Origin of the sequence: Streptomyces sp. NPDC007095, from assembly GCF_040634475.1 — a bacterium.
Taxonomy (GTDB): Bacteria; Actinomycetota; Actinomycetes; order Streptomycetales; family Streptomycetaceae; genus Streptomyces.
Map to the genome: position 1 here is coordinate 12,839 of NZ_JBEYFS010000163.1, position 15,889 is coordinate 28,727.

General features: G+C 68.8%; 16 protein-coding genes and 1 pseudogene. 10 read left to right on the forward strand and 7 right to left on the reverse strand.

Annotation, left to right across the window (positions count from 1 at the left end; all coding sequences use genetic code 11):
• Nucleotides 1-407: 407 nt before the first annotated feature.
• The gene (locus ABZ656_RS40020) at nucleotides 408-1,178 is read right to left on the reverse strand and encodes an alpha/beta hydrolase (protein WP_360275013.1); all 771 of its coding nucleotides are present in this window, start codon (nucleotides 1,176-1,178) and stop codon (nucleotides 408-410) included.
• Nucleotides 1,179-1,202: 24 nt separating this feature from the next.
• Nucleotides 1,203-2,708, reverse strand: a complete 1,506-nt coding sequence (locus ABZ656_RS40025) for an ISL3 family transposase (RefSeq protein WP_360275060.1) — start codon at nucleotides 2,706-2,708, stop codon at nucleotides 1,203-1,205.
• A 464-nt stretch (nucleotides 2,709-3,172) separates the two neighbouring features.
• Between ABZ656_RS40025 and ABZ656_RS40030 the strand changes: the two genes are divergently transcribed.
• Nucleotides 3,173-3,712: a hypothetical protein gene (locus ABZ656_RS40030; RefSeq protein ID WP_360275016.1), complete on the forward strand. Its 540-nt coding sequence runs from the start codon at nucleotides 3,173-3,175 to the stop codon at nucleotides 3,710-3,712.
• A 573-nt stretch (nucleotides 3,713-4,285) separates the two neighbouring features.
• On the opposite strand, the gene ABZ656_RS40035 is transcribed toward ABZ656_RS40030, so the two are convergent.
• Complete coding sequence (locus ABZ656_RS40035; protein WP_360275019.1) at nucleotides 4,286-5,245, reverse strand: amidohydrolase family protein; 960 nt, start codon at nucleotides 5,243-5,245, stop codon at nucleotides 4,286-4,288.
• Between the two features lie 133 nt (nucleotides 5,246-5,378).
• Between ABZ656_RS40035 and ABZ656_RS40040 the strand changes: the two genes are divergently transcribed.
• The gene (locus tag ABZ656_RS40040; protein WP_360275022.1) at nucleotides 5,379-6,155 is read left to right on the forward strand and encodes an IclR family transcriptional regulator; all 777 of its coding nucleotides are present in this window, start codon (nucleotides 5,379-5,381) and stop codon (nucleotides 6,153-6,155) included.
• A gap of 248 nt (nucleotides 6,156-6,403) precedes the next feature.
• Here the strand turns inward: ABZ656_RS40040 and ABZ656_RS40045 are convergent, their stop codons facing one another.
• Complete coding sequence (locus tag ABZ656_RS40045) at nucleotides 6,404-6,781, reverse strand: MerR family transcriptional regulator (protein ID WP_360275025.1); 378 nt, start codon at nucleotides 6,779-6,781, stop codon at nucleotides 6,404-6,406.
• A gap of 75 nt (nucleotides 6,782-6,856) precedes the next feature.
• On the opposite strand from ABZ656_RS40045, the gene ABZ656_RS40050 reads away from it, so the two are divergent.
• From ABZ656_RS40050 to ABZ656_RS40065, 4 genes are all read left to right on the forward strand, one after another.
• Nucleotides 6,857-7,585, forward strand: a complete 729-nt coding sequence (locus ABZ656_RS40050; protein WP_360275028.1) for an SDR family oxidoreductase — start codon at nucleotides 6,857-6,859, stop codon at nucleotides 7,583-7,585.
• 394 nt (nucleotides 7,586-7,979) lie between these two features.
• Nucleotides 7,980-8,642 (forward strand): TetR family transcriptional regulator, encoded by a 663-nt coding sequence (locus ABZ656_RS40055; RefSeq protein ID WP_360275031.1) that lies wholly within the window; start codon nucleotides 7,980-7,982, stop codon nucleotides 8,640-8,642.
• Entirely contained in the window at nucleotides 8,639-9,895 is a 1,257-nt protein-coding gene (locus ABZ656_RS40060) for an MFS transporter (protein WP_360275034.1), read from the forward strand. Before ABZ656_RS40055 ends, ABZ656_RS40060 begins: the two co-directional genes overlap by 4 nt.
• A 22-nt stretch (nucleotides 9,896-9,917) precedes the next feature.
• Nucleotides 9,918-11,051, forward strand: a complete 1,134-nt coding sequence (locus ABZ656_RS40065; protein ID WP_360275037.1) for an epoxide hydrolase family protein — start codon at nucleotides 9,918-9,920, stop codon at nucleotides 11,049-11,051.
• Between the two features lie 58 nt (nucleotides 11,052-11,109).
• Here ABZ656_RS40065 and ABZ656_RS40070 read toward each other — a convergent pair.
• Together ABZ656_RS40070 and ABZ656_RS40075 are read right to left on the reverse strand one after the other, a co-directional pair.
• Nucleotides 11,110-11,292 (reverse strand): annotated as a pseudogene (locus ABZ656_RS40070) (hypothetical protein); the annotation flags it as partial.
• Between the two features lie 459 nt (nucleotides 11,293-11,751).
• Nucleotides 11,752-12,171 (reverse strand): MarR family transcriptional regulator, encoded by a 420-nt coding sequence (locus ABZ656_RS40075; protein WP_360275040.1) that lies wholly within the window; start codon nucleotides 12,169-12,171, stop codon nucleotides 11,752-11,754.
• A gap of 97 nt (nucleotides 12,172-12,268) precedes the next feature.
• Here ABZ656_RS40075 and ABZ656_RS40080 point away from each other — a divergent pair, with 97 nt between their 5' ends.
• From ABZ656_RS40080 to ABZ656_RS40090, 3 genes are all read left to right on the forward strand, one after another.
• Entirely contained in the window at nucleotides 12,269-13,192 is a 924-nt protein-coding gene (locus ABZ656_RS40080; protein WP_360275043.1) for an alpha/beta hydrolase, read from the forward strand.
• Between the two features lie 71 nt (nucleotides 13,193-13,263).
• Nucleotides 13,264-14,061, forward strand: a complete 798-nt coding sequence (locus ABZ656_RS40085) for a hypothetical protein (RefSeq protein ID WP_360275046.1) — start codon at nucleotides 13,264-13,266, stop codon at nucleotides 14,059-14,061.
• Between the two features lie 193 nt (nucleotides 14,062-14,254).
• On the forward strand, nucleotides 14,255-14,641 hold the full coding sequence (locus ABZ656_RS40090) for a hypothetical protein (protein WP_360275049.1): 387 nt from the start codon (nucleotides 14,255-14,257) through the stop codon (nucleotides 14,639-14,641).
• 86 nt (nucleotides 14,642-14,727) lie between these two features.
• Here the strand turns inward: ABZ656_RS40090 and ABZ656_RS40095 are convergent, their stop codons facing one another.
• Nucleotides 14,728-15,207, reverse strand: coding sequence for a DUF2269 domain-containing protein (locus ABZ656_RS40095; RefSeq protein WP_360275052.1), 480 nt, complete (start codon nucleotides 15,205-15,207; stop codon nucleotides 14,728-14,730).
• 379 nt (nucleotides 15,208-15,586) lie between these two features.
• Here ABZ656_RS40095 and ABZ656_RS40100 point away from each other — a divergent pair.
• A partial coding sequence (locus ABZ656_RS40100) for a hypothetical protein (RefSeq protein ID WP_360275055.1) occupies nucleotides 15,587-15,889 on the forward strand: 303 nt, incomplete at its 3' end.

The window sequence follows — 15,889 nt, forward strand, 5'->3', positions numbered from 1 at the left end:
GTGTCGGTGGGACGCTTGGACAGGATGCGGCCGTCCTCCCCGCGCAGGCGGGGGTGAGCCGCCAGTGACCGCGGAGTACAGGCCGAGCGCGTCGCCCTCCCCGCGCAGGCGGGGGTGAGCCGCGGAACTCCAGCTCGTCCGGCATCCGCAGATGGTCCTTCCTGCGCAGGCGGGGGTGAGCCGGGCGTCGACGGAATGCTGTCCTGGTTCGGCAAGCCCTCCCCGTGCAGGCGGGGGTGAGCCGACGCCCGGCGGTGACCCGCAGCCGAAGACATGTTGGATGGCGATGTCGGCGGTGTACAGAGCGGAATTCCGCGCGAACGCGCCGCCGTGCAGCAGGACGATGAGCGCGACGCGATCGTGCGCGTGCTGCCGACGCAGGCGCGGCCCGGAAGTTAGCGGGTCACTCAGGCGCTGTGCCGGACGAGGAAGTCGGTGATGAGGTTCTGCCATTCCTCGGGGCGTTCCACCATGGGCAGGTGGCCGGTGGGGATCTCCACGAGCTGGACGCCGGGAATGGTGTCAACGAGCTGGTGGTGCAGGCGGGTGGAGGTGAACCAGTCCTGGATGGCGGAGATGACCAGGGTGGGCGCCTTGATGTGCGGCAGGTCGTCGCGGACGTCGGCCCGGGGGGCCAGCTCGGCGTGCTCGGGGGTGCCGTCGGCGACGCTGGCGGCGGTGAAGCCGATCGCCTGCTGGAGCTGCTCGGCCGGCATCGCCTCCAGTGCGTCGGCGCCCAAGGCCATCATCGTCAGGTATTGGGCCAGCAGTTCGCGGTCGCCCGACTCGGCCAGCTTGCGCCAGATCGGCAGGGCGAGGGAGAGGCGGTTGTCCCGGTAGGGGAAGGTTGCGGTCAGCACGAGGGCGGTGACGCGCTCGGGGTGGCGGACGGCGGCGCGGATGGCGACGGGGCCGCCAAGGGAGTAACCGGACAGTGCGAAGGTGTCCAGGTCCTCGGCGACGGCGGCGGCGACGAGCTGGTCGGCCAGGTCGTCCAGCTGTAGCGGTGTGGTGGAGCGGGGGGTGTCGCCGCTGCCGGGGTAGTCGATGCCGACGACGGTGTGGTGGGCTGCCAGGCCCTGAAGGATCGGGCCGTAAGTGCCGGCCACGCTGCTGCCGGCGCCGTGGGCGAGCGCGAGGCCGGGGCCGGGTCTGTCCAGCCAACGGCCCTGTCTCACATTCGGTGGTGACGGAGGGTGTCGCTATCCGAGGAGGATGCGGTGGCGGAGGAGGGTGAAGCCTGCTCGCCCGTGCATCTGGCGGGCGATCCGCTTGGTCTTGGTGTTGACGCCCTCGGTGGGGCCGTTGCTGTAGCGGAGTGTAAACGCGGCGATCACGGCGTCGAGGTCTCGCTCCAGCCCTCGGGTGAAGGCATGCAGGTGCGGCAGATCGGCAGTGCGGACCTGGGTGATCCAGAGCTCGAGCGCGTCGGCATTGTCTGGGTGAGGCTTCAGGAGCTGGGCGAAGTCCCTGATGCAGACGGCGAGTTGGGTCATCTCGGGGCAGGCCGCGATGAGCCGGTCCAGTAGGTGCTGATGTTCGGCCTTGAGGTTGTCGGGCATGGCGAGGAGCATGCGGGCGAGTCTGCGCGGGGAGATGTGGCTGCGATCCGAGTCCGCGCGGCCTTGGTTGATGTACTTGTGCAAGAGGTTGAGGCAGCCGGTGAACCCTTGGTCTTTGATCTCTTCGAAGAGGTGCTTGACCGGGACGGCGGGGTCTTCGGCCCGGCGTTTGCGCAGGTGCTCGCGGTAGGGATCGACCAGGCTCGCGCGGTATTTGGGGACGCGGAGCATCCGCTCGGGCCGATCGGCGCGGGCGTAGCGTTTGACGGTGTTCAGGGCCAGTTGCAGACGGCGGGCGCATTCGAGCAGGCCCACGCCCTGGTCGAGCAGGTCGTGGATCTGGTGCCAGCGTTCCAGGGTGGTCTGTGCACGGGGACCGTCGTAGAGGGGCGCGTCCAGGACGGTGGCCCAGCAGGTGCTGTGCGCCTTGACCTCGCTCAGCGCGGCTTCACACAGGTTGTGCCACAAATGCCAGCGATCACCAACCTGTACCGCGTCGGGCAGAGCACGGCGGATGGCCTCGGCGTAAGTCGCGGAGCCGTCGCGGCAGACGACCTCGACGCCCGGATGAGCGCGTAACCATGCCTCCAGGGTGTCGGCCGTGCGGTCGGGCAGCACGTCGATCCGCTCATGGGTCTCGGCATCGATGATCACGGTGGCATAGCGGTGGCGCCGGCGCAGAGCGAAGTCGTCGACGCCGATCACGCGGGGTATTCGGCCGGTGGGCAGTGAGATACGCAGCAGTGTCCGAAGGGCGGTGTGCCGCGAGACGCCCACCGCGAGTATCGCCAGCAAACGAGCCCCGGCCCGGCCCGCTAACTCCTTGACCACGGCCTTGACTTGCCTGGTCAGACGGGCCGTGCGTCGCTGGTATCGCTCCAGTACCCCAGGCACTTGCTCACGGAAGGTGTGCCGACAGCCTCGCGTGGGACACACCAGTCGCCGCACCCGCACACGGACTACTGCCCGTCGCCCGTCCACCGGTACATCGGCCACCGTCCGCAGGTGAAAGCCATGAACCCGCCCGGACGGCACCCCGCAACTTGGGCACGGCACCATGTCCGCCGGCGTCCGTGCTCGCACCAGGATCCGCTCGCCTTCGTCGGTCACGTCCTCGATGACCAGCGGTAACAGCCCCGAGAACACCACATCTACAAGCTCGTTGACATCTCGCACATAATTGTCAACGACCTTGGCAACCCTCCGTCACCACCGAATGTGAGACAGGGCCGAAGACCGTACAGACCCCGCGCGCTCCATTCCGGCACGGGCCGGGAAGGAGCCTCGTCCGTCCAGGTGAGCGAGAGGCCCGACTCCGGTGTCCGGGGTCGTGGCCCCGGCTGCCTGCGGTCACGGGTGGGCGGCCGGGGTGACGTCCGTGAGGCGATCGAGGCGCTCGTACAGGGCATGGACCATCGGGCGGCTGGTGGCCCACTCGCGGGCTTCGGCGTCGGTGAAGAACAGCACCTGCGGATCGCCCGGACCACCGTCCTCGCGCTCACCGCTGAACAGAACGACAAGTCACAGAGTTTCCACAAAGTCGGCTCCTATGGTCCGCGCGAATCGATACCGAGGAAGGCGGGACGGCCTTCCGGAGAAAGGACGGCACGATGATGCGCAAGCGGTGGCTCGGTAGGCGCGGAACCACGGTGGCCGGGATCGTCCTCGCCGGCGGGCTCACGGTCGGCGGCGCCACGGCCTACGCGGCCGGCACGGACGGCTCCCACAGCGCGGCGCCGACGGCCGCGGCCAAGGCGCACAAGCACGCGGGCAAGCACCGGCACCTCAGGTTCCGGGTGCACAGGATGCTGGCGCGCGGTGTGCACGGGCAGGCCACCGTGAAGAACGCCAAGACCGGGCAATACGTGGTCCGCGAGTGGCAGCGCGGCCAGGTCACGTCCATCTCCGGTGACCGGCTGACCGTCAAGAGCCCCGACGGCGTCAGCTGGACCTGGAACGTGGACAAGAACGCCAAGGTCACCCGGGACGGCAAGAAGCTTACCGAGTCCGCGCTGAAGAACGGCGACACAGTGCTGGTCGTCGGCAAGCAGTCCGGCGGCACCAACGACGCGGGCCGGATCTTCGCACCGTCGGCCGCGCAGCTCGCCAAGATGAAGGCGAAGGCCGCCGCGCACGGCACCGAGGCCTGACCCGGCCTCATGTGAAGCCCTTGTCCCACTGCCGCGAACAACGGCGCAGGGACAAGGGCCTTGCACCGCGAGCCGGCCAGCCGGCCAGCCGCCGGATCCTGCCGGCAACCTCCCGCAACGGCAGAGTGCCGCGCAGGCGGCGGAAAACGTCGCGGAGGCCGCCCGGCGTGAGCGGGAGACCCGGCAGCAGCTGGACGGCGTACCCGTTGACCGCGGGCCGTACGCGTCGGATCCGGAGGACCTGGCGGAATTGTGGGTGGCCAAGCACACCGAGTACGGCGTCGGGGGAAGCTCCCGGCACCTGTCCGATGGCGACGGCGCGCCGCGGGCCTGGTCCTCACCGGCCTCCCGCTGCCTGCCATGAGCCCGGACAGAAGTCGGCGGGGCGACTGCCGCGGAAGCCGCCGGGTGCCCGTGTGGCTGCTGCGCGGCCACTGATCACTCACGTCGAGCCTAGAAGCACCTGGCTGGAGCGGCCCGGCCCGTATCGACCAGAAAGCCGCCCGATGACCGCGCCCCGCGATGCCTCCGCCTGCCGCCGTATCCGCGCCCATTCCTTCGGCTGAGGGGCGGTCATCGCGCGTCCGCGGCGAACAGGTGGCGCGCGTTGCGGGTGGTGAGGTCCCGCCAGGTGTCGGTGGCGGACGGCTGCGTCGCGGAACCGACGGCCTCGACCTGGGCGAGCACCGCCTCGGCCGGTGTCCAGCAGTAGTCACTGCCGTACAGGAGGCGTTCGACGCCGAACGCCGCGTCGAGGGCCGGGATCTGGCGGGGGAAGGGCGTCCCGGCCATGTCGTACCAGAGGCGGCTGAGCTGTTCCACGGCGCTCGGTGCGTCCACGGGCCCGCCGCCCAGCAGAGTGCGGAACATTTCCATGCGGTCGGCGAGCAGCGGGAGCGCCCCGCCGCCGTGGGTCAGGATCCAACGGATCCGCGGATGCCGGGCCAGGACGCCGCGGAAGAGCAGGTCGCTCGCGGTGCGGGTGGTGTCGAAGAGGAACTCCAGCATCGGCCGCGGTCGGCCCAGGGAGAGGTCGTCGGCGTGGGGCGGTGACGTGGGGTGGACGAAGACGACGGTGCCGCGGCGATCGAGGTCCTCCCACAGCGGCTCGAACTCGGGACTGCCGAGGTAGAGGCCGTGGTGATTGGTCTCCAGCGCCACTCCGTCGGCACCGAGTACGTCGAGTGCATGGGCTGCCTCGGCGAGCGAGCCCTCGACGTCGGGCAGGGGCAGGGAGGCGAAGTGACCGAACCGCCGGGGATGCTCGGTGCGGACCCGGGCGGCGAAGACGTTGACCTCACGGGCGAGGGCGCGGGCCGCGCTGCCGTCCCCGAAGTGCACGCCCGGGGAGGACACCGACAGGTAGGACTTCTCGATCCCCGAGCGCTCCATCATGCCGAGATGCTGTTCGACACTCCATGTGGGCCAGCCAGGCATCCCGTCTGGATGTTCGAGGCCGGCGGATCGGGCGGCGGCGACGTAGCTGTCGGTGACGAAGTGGGCGTGGACGTCGATGAGTCCGTCGGCGGTCATGCGGGTCTCCTGGGTTCGCGGTTCCGTATGTGTGCCACCGTAGGAACGCGGTCGTAGATTGGCATGCGTGATTCCGATGAATGAAACACCGAGCTACGACGACACCCGACGCAGACGCGGAGGCAGGCCCGCTGTGGGGCAACCGGTCATCGACCGGGCATTCGCCCTGCTCAGCGCGTTCGACAGCGACCATCGTGCGCTGCCCCTCGCCGAACTCGCACAACGGAGCGGCATTCCCCGCAGCAGTGCACTGCGGCTCGCCCGCTCGCTCGTCCATGTCGGTGCGCTGGAACGACTCGCCGACGGCCACTACGTCGTGGGGCTGCGTTTGCTGGAGACCGCTTCCCTGGCACCGCGTGGACACGGGCTGCGGTCCGTGGCCATGCCCTTCATGGAAGATCTCTTCCATGTCACCCGTCAGCACGTGCTGCTCGCTGTGCGGGACCAGGGGGAGGCACTGCTCGTCGAGCGGCTTTCGGCACTCGACGCCAGTCCCGTGCGCTACCGGGTGGGGGGCCGCCTGCCGCTGACGTCCACCGGCGTCGGAGTGGTGCTGCTTGCCTTCGCGCCGCTGACCGTACAGGACCACGCCATGGCCACCTATGAGCCTAGGCACGGCGATGACGACATCCGTACGCCGGCCGACCTGCGCCGTGTGCTCGCGGAGGTACGCCGCGGTGACTACGCCTTCGGTCGCCAGAGTCATCCGTGGCGGCTGAGTACCGTGGCCGCGCCGGTGCGGGACGGCGACGAGGTGGTGGCGGCGTTGTCGGTCGTGGCGCCCAACACCGGTTTCGCGGATGCGGGCTACGGGCCGGCCGTGCGGGCTACGGCCCGTGCGATTTCCCGCCGGCTCCTGCATGACGGCCATCGGGCGATCCCGCTCGGAGGTGCGGACACACAGCTGTAAAGGCCGCAGGCGGACGCAGCAGCGTGGCATGCCGCAGGCATTGCCGTTTCGGCCGCCGGCGTGCCGAGAGCAGCCGCTGACCGATGATCACCTGCTTCCAATCACGGCCTCGACTGGCCCGAGTGCCCCACCCACGGCCCACGCCAGCCCCGTGAACTGCAACTTTAAGTTGGAAAGTGCTCATTGGCCTGCGGCCTCATCTGCTGGAGGCGGCTGAAGAAGCACCGATCATGATCGTGTTACGAGCTCTATGGGTGCGTGTCCGTGATCGCGATGACCTCGTCGAGGCGGTCCAGGGCAGCCTGCATGTCGTCGATCTTGGCCTGGATGCGGTCCCGCTCGGCGCGCAGCATGGCTCGTTGCTCGGCGTCGGTGTGCCCGGAGTCCCAGCACGGAAGGAGTTCCGTGATCCTTCGGCTGGTCAGGCCGGCGGCGAACATCTGCTGGAAGAAACGGACCAGGGTGACGGCGTCCTGCCGGTAGAGGCGCTGGCCGGATGGGCTGCGCTCCGCGATGAGCAGCCTCTGCTGCTCGTAGTAGCGCACGGCGCGTACCGAGACGCCGGCACCCCGCGCCACCTCGCCGATGCGGATCAGTCGCTCGGCCGCGGCCTCTGTGACGGTCATGGTGATTCCTCTCGCCCCGGCCCTGATGACCAGCACTTGCCTCTGACGTTAACGTCAGGTTTTAGCGTACCGGGCATGGACATCAACAACTCAGTTGCCCTTGTCACCGGAGCCAACCGCGGCCTGGGCCACGCCTTCGCCCAGCGCCTGCTCGAACGGGGCGCCCGCAAGGTCTACGCGACGGCTCGCCGGCCCGAGACCGTGGACCTGCCCGGGGTCGACGTGCTGCCCCTCGACATCGCCGATCCCGCATCCGTGAGGGCCGCAGCCGAGGCCGCCCCGGACGTCTCGCTGCTCATCAACAACGCGGGGATCCAGACGGGGACCGACCTGGTGACCGGTTCGCTGGACGCGGTACGGCACGAGCTGGAGACCAACATGTTCGGCCACTTGGGAATGATCCGGGAGTTCACGCCGGCGCTCGCCAGGAACGGCGGGGGCGCGATCGTCAACGTCCTCTCCGCCATGTCATGGTTCGGGGGCAAGGGCGCCAATGCCTACCACCTGACCAAGGCCGCCGCCTGGGCCATGACCAACGGCGTCCGCCTGGAACTCGCCGAGCAGGGCACGCTCGTGACAGCTGTGCACCTCGGCCTGGCCGACACCGACATGGCCGCGGGCTGGCCCGTGGCCAAGATCGCGCCGTCGGACCTGGCCGACGCGGCGCTCGACGGTGTCGAGGCGGGCTCCGCCGAGGTCCTCGCCGACCAGTGGAGTCGGGACGTCAAGTCCCGGCTGCCGCTGGCGCCGGAAGAATTCAACGACGCGATGGACCGCGCCCTGGCGGCGCTAACGGCGGCATGAGGGGCCCCTCGGGCCGCACTGACTTCGGTCGGTTGCTTCTGAGCTCAGTCAATTAATACTCCATCCGCAGTTGTGGATCTTCATGTTGTGGCCTCGCGTCGGCGGTAGTGGCAGTCGCGGGCGCGGGCCTGGTGTCGGCGACGCCATAGGGACCAGTGCGGGCGATGGTCGCGTTGGTCGTTCGGGGATGCGGCGGGCAGGGCGAATAGTCGCTGTATTTCGTTGCAGGTGAGAGCGGGGCTGAGGCGAGCGTGAGGGTAGCCGTCCGGACCGCAGACCATGGCGAGCGGCCGGTTGTGTGTATGCCGAAGGTACAGGTGTGATGCCGCGGCGTGGTGGCTGCGAGCATCCATTGATTTGTACATCTGTTCTTAAGGCTTGTATGTTTGTACGCATGTCGCACATCGAGTCGCCTTTGGCGGATCCTCCCGCAGGTGAAACGGCCAAGGAAGCGGCCGACGGTGAGCGCCGGGCCTCCGCCGGATCGGGTGGTGGGCGGCGGCGGACCCGTCGCAATGACCCCGGCCGCAAGACGCACATCCTGGACGCCACCCTCGACGTCATTGCGGAGCGTGGGGTGGCCGGGACGACGCATCGGCACATCGCCGCCCGAGCGGGCGTGCCGCTCGGGTCGATCACCTATCACTTCGCCAGCTTGACCGATCTTCAGGCGCAGGCGTTCGCCCGGCATGTCGAGGTGCAGTCCGCGGTGTTCGAGGGTTTGTTCGAGGGTGTCGAGACACACGAGCAATTCGTTGAGGTCCTGGTCGATCTCGTCCACGGAGGTCCTGCCAGGCACCGCAGTGCGGTCCTCGGCTTCGAGCTGCACCTGGCGGCGCTCCGCGACCCCGGACTACGAGCCCTGACTCAGGCATGGACGGAGGACAGCCGCACTGTTCTGGCCCGTTTCATCGGCCCGGACAGCGCCGCCCGGCTGGACGCCCTGCTTGAGGGAATGATCATGCATGCTCTGCTCACGACCTCGCCGAAGTCGCGCGAGAGGGCACGGGACGCGATCGACCAGACGCTCGGCCCAGTCGGCCGGCCGGGATCGTGACCGGAGCGTCTGTCGCCGTCCCGACGGCGCCGACAGCGCGGGAGGTGACGGCCGGTGCGAGGGCGACCTACGCGGTCTTCGCCGGTCTTGGGCTCGCCGGGTCGACGTGGTCCTCCCGGCTTCCGCAGGTCCGCACGCAGCTGCATCTCGACCCGGCGTCCCTGGGACTCCTGCTGCTCACCATCGCCGTCGGCGGTGTGATCGTGCTGCCTCTGTCGGGACCTGTCGTCACACGCATCGGCCCCCGCCGGGCCGTCACCGCCGTGGCCCTAATCGTCAGCGCGAGCCTTGGCGTCATCGCGCTCGGATACACCTTCTCAACGTCCCTGCTGGTGGCCGGGCTGTTCCTGCTCGGCGCGGCGACGGGTTTCTGGGATGTCGCGATGACGGTGCACGCCGCGTCCGTCGAACGGCAGCTCGGCCGGCCCGTCATGCCACGCTTCTTTGCCGCGTTCAGCCTCGGTACGGTCGCCGGTGCCGCGGTCGGCGTGCTGATGATCGCCCTGCAGGTCCCGGTAGGGATCCATGTGGCCGCGGCCGCAGCAGTGATCGCCGGGGCGATACCCGCGGCCGCACGACACTTTCTGCCCGAGCATGCCGCGCGCCGCAGCGCAGCACCGCCGAAGGTGAAGGTGTCCCGCCCGGGTCTGGGCGCGTGGAGAGAGCCCCGCACCGTGGTGGTCGGGCTCGTCGCACTGGCCTTCGCGGTCGCGGAAGGGGCAGGTAGCAACTGGGTCAGCGTCTCGGTCATCGACCGCCACCACGTCACCGCCACGATCGGCACGCTAGCGTACGCCTCGTTCCTGGCCGCGCTCACGGCTGGCCGCTGGCTCGGGCCGGCGGTCCTCGAACGGTTCGGTCGGGTCACTGTCCTGCGAACAGCCGCCGCCTCCGCCACCGCCGGAGTCGCTGTCTTCGCACTCGGGCCATCCACCGGCATGGCGTTCGCCGGAACACTGCTCTGGGGGTTGGGTGCGGCGCTCGGCTTTCCGATCAGCATGAGTGCCGGGGCCGACGAGCCCGCTCGTGCCGCCGGCCGAGTCAGCGTCATCACCTCGATCGGATACTGCGGGTTCGTCAGCGGACCCCCTCTCATCGGTTTCCTCGGCAACCAGACCACTATCGGGCACGCCCTGCTCGTCATCGCGATCCTCATGGCCCTGTCCGCTGTGATCGCCGGTGCCACCCGCCGGTCCCCCGATGAGCGCACGCAGACCGGCTCCGCCACTCAGGCACGCACCACTGTCATGTGAGAACGAAACTTTGGAGACTCCTGTGACCCGCCAGACACCCGTGATCGCCGTCACCGAGGCCGAGGTGAACGAGCTGCGCTCACGACTGCTCCACACACGCTGGCCGACCCCCTGGCCCGCCACAGGCTGGGAGGCCGGCACCGACTCCGGCGAACTGCGACGCCTCGTCGCCTACTGGGCGTCCGAATACGACTGGCGTGTCCACGAAGCCACCATCAACGCCCTGCCGTCCCACCTTGCGGACATCGACGGAACGCCCGTCCACTACCTCCGCTTTGACGGCGAGCACCCCGGCGCCCTGCCGATCGTCCTGACCAACGGGTGGCCCAGTTCCTTCCTCGAACTGACCGCCCTCGCCCGCCGGCTGGCCACGCCGTCGCGGTACGGGGGTGACGCCGCCGACGCGTTCACCGTCGTCGTCCCCTCGCTGCCCGGATTCGCCTTCTCACCTCAGCGGCCCTTGCTCGCCGAGCCGCCGCAGACCCATGAGATCTGGCACCGGCTCATGCACGACGAACTCGGCTTCGAGCGCTACGTCGCGCACGGGGGCGACCTGGGTGCCGGCATCACCTCCCGGCTTGGCGAGGCTCACCCCGAGGCCGTGGTGGGCATCCATCTGATGGCGATCGCCAGCCCGGTCGCCTACGACGCGGCCGGTGTCACCCCTGAGGAGCGGGAGTACCTCGATTCCGTCGCGGTGTGGTCCGCGGAAGAGGGCGGGTACATGCACCAACAGAGCACCCGCCCTCTCACGCTGAGCTATGGTCTGGCCGACTCGCCGACCGGGCTGCTCGCCTGGATCGTCGAGAAGTACCGTGCGTGGAGCGACTGCGGTGGTGACCTGTCGTCCCGGTTCAGCGACGACTTCCTCCTCACGCAGGCGTCGCTCTACTGGTTCACCCGCACCATCTCGACCTCCTTCCGGCCCTACTACGAATACGCCCAAGGGCTGACGAGGAGGGTTGAGCGGGTCAACGTGCCCACGGCCCTCGCCCTGTTCCCGGCCGACCTCACCCAGCCGCCCCGCAGCTGGGCGGAGCGCACGTACAACATCACCAGGTACACCCGCATGCCCCGTGGCGGACACTTCGCCGCCCACGAAGAACCCGAACTCCTCGCGCACGACCTCACCGAGTTCTTCCGCGCACACCGGTGAACACCGAGACATGTGAGAGTTCTTGAGCCTCTGTGCCAACGCGCCTGAGCCGATCGACTTACCGGTCGTCGTCCGCGTCCGGATCCCGCAGGGACCGCAGGCCACCGGGCAGGTCGGGAACCTGGAAGGAGTACCGGCCGTGGATGATGTGGTGCCGTACGAACGGTGAGAGGCGGGCGACGTCGTCATCGCGGACGTCGAACCCGTCGGCGCGCAGCTGCGTGAGTATCTGGTGGGCATCGGCCACGAGTAGCAGGCTCAGGGGCAGGAGCTGCCGCACCGCCGGCGATCAGGGCGGACATCCGGTTACGGCTGGTGACAAGGACCATGCGACCGGGCTGCCTGGGATGTCCCTCACAGCAGGCGACACAAAGCATCGCCGATGCTTCTCTGCTGCCCCGCCCCGCACCGCCAGATCAGGCCCCCATCACCCGCCCGAGCGACCCCACGACGATCAACGAGAACGTCGGGCTTTTGGCCTCACCTTGGCTGGACCACGTTCTGGTCGAACATCAACCCGTACGGAACCTTTCGGCTCGACTTGGACAAGCGGCTCGACCTGTCGTTGCCCATGACCATTCCCGACCTCCGGCAGGTCGCAGACGACGCGGCACAGACCACGCGAGCCCCACCGTGAGCGGCCAGGCCCGGTGGCGGCGGGCCGGGTGGACGCGGCCGAAGGTGGGCACCAGGGCCGGCTTCATCGGGGCCGGGTGAGCAGCGCGGCAAGGCTGTCGGTGATCTGCCTGCGAGCGGCTGTCGACAGCGGGGCCAGGCGCTGGTCCATCTCCTGGTCGAGGGTCGCGGCGGCGGCGTCGAGGAGCGCACGGCCTTCCGCGGTCAGTTCCACGATGGAGGAGCGCCGGTTGGCGGGGTGGGGTCTGCGTTCGACGTGGCCGGCCTTTTCGATCCGGTCGACGGCTTGGCTGGCGCCGCCGCTGGTGATGGCGAGCTGGTTCGCGATGTCCTGGACGCGGCAGTCGGGGGTCTGGGCGATGACGCGCATCGGCAGGTACGAGACGAGCGGCAGGTCGTGGTCCGTGCGCAGGGCGGTGTCCGCCGCGTCCCACAGGTGGATCTGCGCGCGAACCAGAAGTCGCAGGAAGTCCTCGTTGTTCATCGATCCGCTCCTCGAAACCTTGTCACCATGGTTCATGACGCTTACTATCTTACTAGTAATGAACTCTGATTTACAGACGACTGTGAGGATGACAGCCATGAGTACCACCCAGATGGAACACGTCACGGCCCTGCTGCGTGGCTCTCCGCTCGACCTGGCCCAGGATCCGCTGGAGATGCGGGCGGTGTTCCGCGCCATGCTCACCGCCGCTCCGGTGCCCGCGGACGTGCGGACCGAGCAGACCATGCTCGGCGGGGTGGTCCCGGCCCTGCGGGTGCGCATCGACGGGGCGGTCCCGGCCGCCACCATCGTGTACTTCCACGGCGGCTGTTACGCCATCGGCGACTCGGAGACCAGCCTGAACCTGGTCGCCGGCCTCGCCCGCCGCACCGGTGCCGAGGTGGTTTCCGTCGACTACCGGCTCGCTCCCGAGCACCGCTACCCGGCCGCCGTCGACGACGCCCTCACGGCCTACCGTGCGCTGCTGGAGGACGTGGGCGACCCGGCGCGGATCGCGGTCGCGGGGGAGTCGGCCGGGGCCGGTCTGGCGGTGGCGACCCTGCTGGCTGCCCGGCGCGCAGGTCTGCCGCAACCCGCCGCAGCGCTGCTGCTGTCCCCGTGGGTGGACCTGACCCAGTCCGGTCGCAGCCTTGAGACCAAAGCCGAGGTCGACCCGTCCATGACTGCCACCGCACTGCGCGTGCGTGCCGCGGACTACCTGGGCGGCGCTGACCCCCGTGGCGAACTGGTCAGCCCTGCCTTCGCCGACCTGCGCGGCCTTGCGCCGCTGCTCATCCAGGCCGGCAGCCACGAGGTCCTGCTCGACGACTCGGTGCGCCTGGCCGCGCGTGCCGCCGAGTGTGACGTTGACGTCACACTCGACGTCGTGGCCGGGGCGCCGCACGTCTTCCAGGCGTTCGCCACCGTCCTGGATGAGGCCGCCGCCGCACTCGACCGTGCCGCGGCCTTCCTGTGCGGCCGCCTGGACCCGGCCGCCTCGCCGACGCAGGTCGTGGCGTGACCGGCCAACCTACGGCCCCCGTCACGGGGGTCGTGACGCTACCCGTCAAGTAGCGTGAGAAGAAGCTGGACTTGGTCATTCCCGCCGTGGACAGCGTGATGCAGACTGCGCTGGACCACTCCCTGCGCGCAGTGACCGACATGCTGCACCAGGCGGGAGCTGACACCGCGTGCACCGCTGCATGCGCGGATCCCGATCCCGCACCGGTGTGGTGTGATCAGCAAGTGGTCATCGCCGTGTCCCTTGGCCATTGGCCGATGGCTCTTGAGGGGATACGTGCATGGAGCAACGAGCAACGAGAGGCGGCCAGGACCCGATGCCGGATGTCGCTGGTGGCCGTGGAAGACGGTGAAGTTCTCCCGATCGGCATGCGCGTCCACGGCGTCTACGGCCAGGCCCTGCCCCTCACCGTCGAGCGCTTCCCGGACTTCACCGAAGCCTTGGGTCTGCCCTTGCGCACCAACGACATGCAAAAAGCCGTCCGCGACGCTGTCGACCAGCTGACGGCCTACTCCTACGCTCTCGTCCGCCGCGCTCACCGGGCACCTGGCTGGTCCGCTGACCCGCACCAGCCTCCTCCTCCGGAAGTGACCGCGGCAGAGTTCGCCGGCGCCCACAGCACCCTCCTTGAGCAGGCCGAGAGCGGTACGCCCCTCAGCGAGCGTGAACAGTCCCGTATCCGGGCGGCAGTTGCGTTGTTCGAACTGTGCCAGCTCGCCGAAGAGGACGGCACAGGTCCGGGACTGGCCGCCGGGCTGGCAGCACTCGACCCGCATCACCTCGTCCTGCCGGACGACAACCCTGCAGTAAAAGTGGCCGACAACGCCCTCGCCGCAGCCATCGAAGCCGACCGGGCAAGCTACCGATAGGGCTGCGGCTCCTCATCCGCTTCGCCTCAGGGCTCAGTACGCGGCATAGGAAGTGCCATCGATCTGTCCAGCAGCATCATCACTTGACGCCACCGACTGATGTCAGCAGCTGCCACCATGAGCATCCACTCAACCGCAGGTCAGAGGATCTGTCTCCGACACCTGACGCTGGCTCAGTGACGACGTCCCCTCAATGGCACTGCACCGGCACTTCACAACCGCCACGCCCCGCCTGTGGCAGCTGGACGAGGAATCCGAGCAGGGCGCGCCGGGCGAGCTGGTAGCAAGCATGGAGGACGACCCCAATGGGCCGTTCGGCAGCAGGTGTTACACCCTGACGCTGTCGGAGGCGATCGATAGGGGGATCTGCGCGCCGTACCAGGTGGTGTGCGTGGACGTCACCGACACCCAGTTCCAGGCCGCCGTGCTGCTCGGTGCCGAGGGCCGGTCGGACCAGGTGCGTGGGGCCCGGCTCGCCGCGCTCCAGACTGCCCTGGTGAAGGCGGCCGCTGAGGAGGGCTTCCGCCGCACGCTCACCTGTCGACGGTCAGCCAATTCGGCTCTGTCGGAGATCTTGTGACGGGGCTGGTAATTCCCCAGGCGCCCGACAGGTCGGTCGGCATGTTCCCGTAGAACAACGACGCCTCACAGCTGATCACGGCGACGCTACTGCCGGCCTGCACTCGGCGCGGCCGGCCGTCGACCCCATGGCTTGAAGACGGACAGGATGACGTTGGCGAGATACAGCAGGAGCGCGACGGCCGGGACGATCACCATGTTGTAGCGGATGAATCCCAGATCCATGGCTGAGATGGGGCCCACCGGATGCCGGGCCACCGCATCCGCCGCGTCGTGCAGTCTGGCAGTGAGGGCGAAAATCGAGGCCACCGTCGCCGCCAGGGTCAGCCAGAACTTGGCACTGACCCAGTAGTACCGAAACAGGCCCCACGGCGTGGCGAGCGCCAGCATCACACCGCTGACCAACGTGAGCAGGCTCAGCGGGATGATCAGAACGTTCCCCAGCATCCCCATCGCCCGGTAGGCGGTCCGCAGGGTGTCGGCATTGTTCGTCGCCAGCGCCGTCATCCCCAGAGTGAGCAGGCAGAGCATCAGGGCCAACCAACTGACAGAGACGACCACATGCACGACGACTATGCTCTTACGGGCCGTCTGAGGCAACCGGTGGCCTGAACGCCGTTGTGGGCCATCGCCAGCGGGCGTCGTCACCGTCGATGATCCGGCGGAGGGGGTCATAGATACCTCAATCAGGTCAGGGTCACATGCACGCGGCCAGGCTCTCCCTTCTGACCGTCCAGGGCGTCCGTCGGCGGAAGTAACTCCCGCTGCTCCGACGCGAGTACGATTGACACTCCGAGCAGTTCAGCGGATGGATCTGTACGCCACCGGGAGTACGCCCACGGCCTTCCTGCGCGGGACGTCCCACAGGAGCCGCTCTGTGATGGTGAAGACAGCGGGGCCGGGACTTCCGCTCCGCCGTCACACTTACCTCAGGAGGGTCGCCTCCGTGACCACCGCCACGCTCACCCGCACGAGCGCCCAGCGCCGGGACCTTGGCGCTCTGACCAGCGTGCTGTACGTCCTGTTCTTCGTGGCCAGTCTCGTCATCGCCGGGGCGCTGGGCCCGTCCGGCACGGTAACGCCGTACTCCAGCGACGCCGAAGTACAGGCGTATCGGCTGAAGGATCCAGCCACTCTGGAGAACCTCTTCCGCATCCTCGGCCTGCTCCAGGGGCTGTCTGCCCTCGCGCTGCTGGCGTTCGTCCCCTGTCTGACCGCGTTCGTCCGCAGGTACGGCAGCGACGCCCGG